At 46.5% G+C, this 6,039-nt stretch carries 2 protein-coding genes and 1 pseudogene; all 3 read right to left on the bottom strand.

The annotated features are described in order from the left end of the window. Positions 1-2,890, bottom strand: a 2,890-nt coding sequence (gene hsdR / locus RH89_RS11985; protein WP_004402137.1) for a type I restriction-modification system endonuclease, incomplete at its 3' end; no start/stop codon positions are given. Between the two features lie 328 nt (positions 2,891-3,218). Further along, positions 3,219-5,693 (bottom strand): putative bifunctional diguanylate cyclase/phosphodiesterase, encoded by a 2,475-nt coding sequence (locus RH89_RS11980; protein WP_004402135.1) that lies wholly within the window; start codon positions 5,691-5,693, stop codon positions 3,219-3,221. Continuing rightward, positions 5,690-6,039: pseudogene (locus RH89_RS11975) on the bottom strand (substrate-binding domain-containing protein); the annotation flags it as partial. The pseudogene RH89_RS11975 and the gene RH89_RS11980, both read right to left, overlap by 4 nt.

Genomic DNA, 6,039 nt, shown 5'->3' with positions numbered 1-6,039 from the left:
TGGGGCCTTTCTGCTTGAGTGTATTGGCAAGGTTGGCGAAATTGCACCCTGCTGAACTTAAGCAAAGTTCATCCAGACGTTTGATTTGGCTGTCGATGTTTTTTGATTTGTAACGGTTGAATTCTGCATGTTTGGCAATGCGTTGAAGCTTGGCGATCAATTGCTCGTGGCTATGTTCCGCAAAACTTCGGCCATCCGCTTCCTTCACTTTGTACGTTTCAGAATCCGTGATTTCGTTCACTAAAGCTTGCAGCTCCACTTTAGGGCGAACCACAACAGGGCGCATGGTATCGACACTTTGCAACGTGGAATACAAATCCACGGCGTCGAAGATCTTAAACGCGGTTTTCCCCACGGCTGGACACAAGCGAGTTGCCCGCCCTTTCATTTGCTCATACAAAATACGGCTGCGCACTTTGCGCATAAACACGAGGTTACAAATGCTTGGGACATCAATCCCCGTAGTGAGCAGATCAACGGTGACGACGATGTTTGGCAAGCGCTCTTTTTTGAAGCGAGTGATCATCGATTGGACTTTGGTTGCGTCTTTGTCTGAATCGCCCGTGATTTTGATGATCGCATCGTGCTCTAGCTGAGGGTACTTGGCTTTAAATGCGGTTCGTAGCTCTTCAACCACGGTATCGGCGTGCGTGTTGTTTACACAGAATACCAATGTTTTCTGCGGGCTGGTTGGATCTATGTGATTCACCAGCTCTTCGCATACCACTTTGTTAAAGTTCGACGCAATCAATGCGCGGTTGAAGTCAGCCACTTCAAAACCTTGTTCGTCATCTAGGGTGTCGCTGATGAGTTCACCTTGATTAGACAAACGTTGCACCTCTGTGCCTTGCGAATAATACACTCCGCCTTCGCTTAACTTGGTGATGATGCGAAGGGGTGGATCCTGATCACATAGGTAACCGTCTACCACCGCTTTTCGATAACCGTAGCGGTAAACCGGAGCTTTCTTCATACCACCGAAAATATCAAGGGTGTGTACTGCGGTAGTGGCGGTAAGACCGATTTTTACGGCATCAAAATGGTCGATGATTCTGCGATACGCAGAAATGAAGTCTAGTTGGCTTCTGAACTTTTCTTCACCTTCGGTTTGTTCTTTGTCCAGAATGTAACCTCGGTGCGCTTCATCGACAATAATGCAGTCGTAACGCCCAATGGGCATCACTTCATCACTTTTAAGCGTACGACTTACTAGCGACTGAACCGTTGCTACGTGAATTTTTGTGCTGTCTTCAGGAAAACGATCCGTGAGCCCTTGGATGTTAAAAATCGTATTAAAGGTGTCGCCTTTGATGCTGGTATCTTCAAACGAATCTAATGCCTGTTTACCCAGTGACGTTCTGTCAACGAGGAATAAAATGCGTTTAAAGCGCTGCGACTGGATCAATCGATACATGATGGCAATGGCGGTTCGGGTTTTACCTGTGCCCGTTGCCATGGCGAGCAAGATGTCTTGTTCACCATTGACGATGGCTTTTTCTACGGCTTGAACGGCTTCTTCTTGGTAATACCACAAACTCAAATCGCTCATGTCTGCGTTTTTACTAAACCACTTGTTGTTGAGCTGGTCGTCACTGTCTAGCTTGGCAATGAGCTCTTCCGGCCGGTGCCACTCTGGCAGTGCTTTGGGCATATTGGTTGGGTGGCGCACATCTCGAAACCAGATCCCGCTTTTGCTTTTCTGGGCGGCTCTATAGCCTCGCCCATTGGCAGAAAAGCAGAATGGGATCTTAAAACGTTCACTGCCACTGGAGTCTGCCCATGTGGGTAAATAAGATGGAAACGCATCTGCTACGGCTTTTTGCTCTTTGTCATCATTGGCAGCTTGTTGCAATTGATCACGCAAGAAATCATTATCAAAGTACTTACTGTAGCGGTATGCCTCGTTCAGCTTGGCGGATACGTCTTCGTTGCTTTTCTTCGCTTCAATAACGCCTACCGGTTTTAAACCAACAAACAGTACGTAGTCGGCAAAGCCTGTTCTTCCGGTTTCATCTTTTCCTGTTGGCCACTCAGCAATGGCCATATTGCGCCCAACTTGAGGACGAGTGCCATTGGCGAATTTCAATTTTTTTGTATCCGCATCCCAGCCAGCTTTACGCAGCTGGGTATCGATGAGATAACGGGTTTCCTCTTCGCTTAGGTCTAGAGGGCGTAATCTCGCCTCATCGATGATTTGTTTCTTATACGCTTTACGTTCTGCTTCTGTCTTCTTCGACAGCTCTACTTCTTGTTCTTTAAGCTTGGCTTCAAGGGCATGAATACGGGCTTGATACTGAACTTGTGTTTCTTGCTGCTTACTCTCCAATACCGAAATATAACCACTCAATGCGATTAAATTTGCCTGCTGAGCTTCGTACTCAGCTTTGGATTGCTCTTTCGCTTGTTTTTCACTTTGGAGCGCAAGAGCCAGCTCCTGTTTCAGAGAGGCGATTTCCTGTTCAAACTGCTCATTATTTTCGGCGGTTGGCAGGACAAATTCTGGTGCAGGGAAATCGTATTGTTTGGTGACTAATCGGTAATACCACACCGCGATACGAAACGCGAAACGCAGGCACATTTCAGCGTCTTGCAAATCATCGTGGTACTCGTGTACTGCCTGATTGCCTATTTTGCGTAGCTTATGGAAAACGTTAAGAATGCCGTCATCAACAAAAGGGATTTTGCCCAATTCACGTAGGAGATCGTATTGGTTATCAGGAATTGGGATGTCTAGCAATTTTGCGAGGTGTTTTGCCGTGGATTCACCGAAGATTCGTAATTTGGCGAGTGTGGTGTTTGGGTCATCTGGATAATTCTTTTCTGCTGCGCGAGCAATAGCGTACAAGAAATCATTTACGCCTTTGAGGAATTCGAAGTTAGACCTAGCCATGTGTCTTTCCTTGCTTGTATTCGTTGTTCATTACTTCTGCTTATCGACTTATACCCAAGTGACCTATGTTGGTATTATTGGATTTTTGCCGTTGTCGATAAGATTTGTTGTTACTTAAGCACTTAGTTGCGCTGTTTGAGCAAGTGTAATGATAACTTTCGCAATACTCCACACTTCAGATCACGTTTATTTTACTTATGGTTAGAGTTTGTTCGATATCTATCGTTATTCCACTTGCCTCATACAAAAAGAGCTTTTAAATAAAGAAATTTTTAATAAAGAAAGAGACCAAATGGTCTCTTTCTTTTTATCTATACAGATAGGAAACTTACCCTATATTCTGCTTTTTCTGATCATCAGTCAGATAGCCAATCCAATCATCGACAGGCAGCGGTCTGGCGAAGTAGTAACCTTGAGCACAGCGACAGCCTATTTTCACCAATGCGTCAACGTGGCTTTCGGTTTCGACTCCTTCTGCAATCACCGTTAAATCGAGCACTTGCGCCATTTTCAGTACTGCGCTGGTGATCTCGTAATCGAGCTTGGAAGAGTTCACTTCCTGAATAAAGCCTCTGTCGAGTTTGATGCAATCTGCAGAAAGATTTTTAAGCACAGATAGTGAAGAGTAACCAGTTCCGAAGTCATCAATCGCAATCTTGTAGCCTTTTGAGCGAAGCGATTCGATGGTACGTACACAGGTTTCAAAATCGCGCATCATATCCCGCTCGGTAATTTCCAGTAGAAGCTGATCCGGTCGGCACTCTGTTTCGTCCAGAATGGCTTGCAACTGGTCGGCAAGATCGGTCATGAAGAACATCCTTGCCGAGAAGTTGACCGAGAAGATAATTCCTTCTAAATCAATGCCTGAATGCTGCCACTGGGTGATCATACTCGCGACTTCGCGGAAGACCCACTTATCAATGTCGATAATCAGATCGGTTTTTTCTGCCACTTCAAGGAAATCGACAGGCGGAAGCAAGCCGAGTTTCGGATGCTGCCATCGCACTAGTGCTTCCGCACCAACGACGCTCTGAGTATCCAGATCGATTTTAGGCTGGAAGAACACCACCAGTTCATCGTTTTTGATCGCCTGATGCAAGCCCACGTTAGTCTCGATCAAGTCGGTCACTTCGAGCGTCATCTTGTCGGCATAAACACGATATTGGTCCCGACCATTGCGTTTCGCGTGGTACATCGCCGTATCGGCATTTCGAATCAGGGTTTCGCCATCCGAACCATGTTGTGGGAACTGACACACACCGATACTGGCGGAAACAAATACGGTTTTATCGTTGATGTAATAAGGTTTACGCAGCGCCTTATTGATTCGGTCTGCCAGCACTTCACCATTTTCAAGGCTTTCCACCTTAGAAAGCACCACCATAAATTCGTCGCCGCCCATTCGGGCAACAAATCCAATATCGGTAATCAGTTGATCGAGGATCTCCGAAATGTTGGCGAGCAAGTTGTCACCTGATGCATGACCAAGTGAATCATTTATGGTTTTGAACTCATCAATATCCAGATACAACAGCAGGAAAGAGCTATCCTGTTTTTTGGCTTTCTCGATTTCGTCATCCAGACGCTTTGTGGCTAACAAGCGGTTCGCCAGCCCCGTGAGTGGGTCGTGGTGTGCTAGGAAGTCGAAGTTTTTCTTCTCTTCATTCAAATCGGAATACGCTTCAGATAGCCTGACTGCCATTTTGTTGAAGGCGTTTTCGATGTGGCTCCATTCATCGGTTCGCCCTAGATTGATCGGCTTATTTGCCCCATCCGATTCCAAACCTTCAAAGCCCTCTTTTAAGTCATCCAGAGGTTTACGAATATGGCGTTTCACTACCTGACTGATCAGCAGTATGGACAACAAGAAGGCCAGAATACTAGTTACTACCGCGTTGAAACGCGATTTTCCAATTTCCTGTTCCAGTTGCTGGCTAAGCTCTAGCGCTTGCTTCTGCACTCTTGCCTCGGTCATTTCTACCATCGCAAGCAGTTCGTTCTGGGCATTGACTAGCGCCGCCATCACCAGCCAACGCTGTTCCAGATTCGCACTGATACGGCGAAGAGCAGCGTTGTAGCGTTTTACCGTGCGCTTCATGCGTTTCTTCTGTGCAGACACTTGTGGCGTGTCGATATCAACGTTTTCAAGATGAAGAAGGAAGATATCGAGCTCTTTCTGGATTTCGATGATCAGAACTTTTTCGGTCTCTGGTGTGATTCGGCTGTGAATGTTGCCGACCATTTTACCCACGGTCAGGAACACCTCACGCAACATGTTCACCAAGTCCAGCTCGTTGTTGTAACGAATGTAATCCGGTTCGCGGATGTTAGTGAGCTTGCTGTCTGCCACCACGAGCTCTAGCTGATCCAACTGCTCGGCTAACGTGTCGTCGATTTCCTGCGTCTGTTTAAGAATGCGGTTTAGAGCCAGCGAACTGCCAAGAAAGCGATGGAAGTTATCGATAAACGAGTCCATCTTCTTCGAGAAATCTCGGTTGGTAGAGAGATCTCTCAAGCGTTGTAACTGGAGATCGATGTTAAACGCTTCTTCAGAAAGCGTGGTTTCACTGAACAGAAATGTCTGTTCCAGCAACTTCACGCGTGACGTCAGAGCAAATACGCGTCGGCTGATTTCAGAGTTCACCGTTAGTACTGAAACGTGTTCAGATGCTTCCGTTTTCAGGGTGGACTCCACGTAGTAGAGCGAGCGAATCACCGTAAATATGGCCACACTGACTATCGCCAGTAGCAATAGGTTGGAGAAGATAATCCGCTGAGTAATGCTAACTTGAGATAATTTCATCGACCCTTCCATATCTTCAGGTACGCGTCACGATAGCCGTTTTCAGGATCATAAATACCAGTGTCATCCTGGTTGATCAGTTCCTCGACGTTTTCGGGCGTCACTAGGTGAACAGGTGCGGAGTAACCGCTGGGCGGAAGTTGGTGAAAAGCTCGGTTCAGCTCATCTATAATTTGCCATCCTTGCAAATAAAGGGGTTCTGGGACGGTAGCCAGTTGGAAGAAGTCCTGATCAATGCGTTTGTAAGCCGCTTTACTGCCGTCACCCGCCGAGATATTGCTTGGAACGGGTTTTCCCTTCTCAAGGTTTGATTCAAGAGAAGGAATCGCATAGTCGATGTACAGAT

It is taken from the genome of Vibrio nigripulchritudo ATCC 27043, assembly GCF_000222685.1.
In the GTDB taxonomy this organism is placed as follows: Bacteria; Pseudomonadota; Gammaproteobacteria; order Enterobacterales; family Vibrionaceae; genus Vibrio; species Vibrio nigripulchritudo.
The sequence above is the reverse complement of the archived record's forward strand: the minus strand, read 5'-3'. Positions and strand labels throughout refer to the sequence as shown.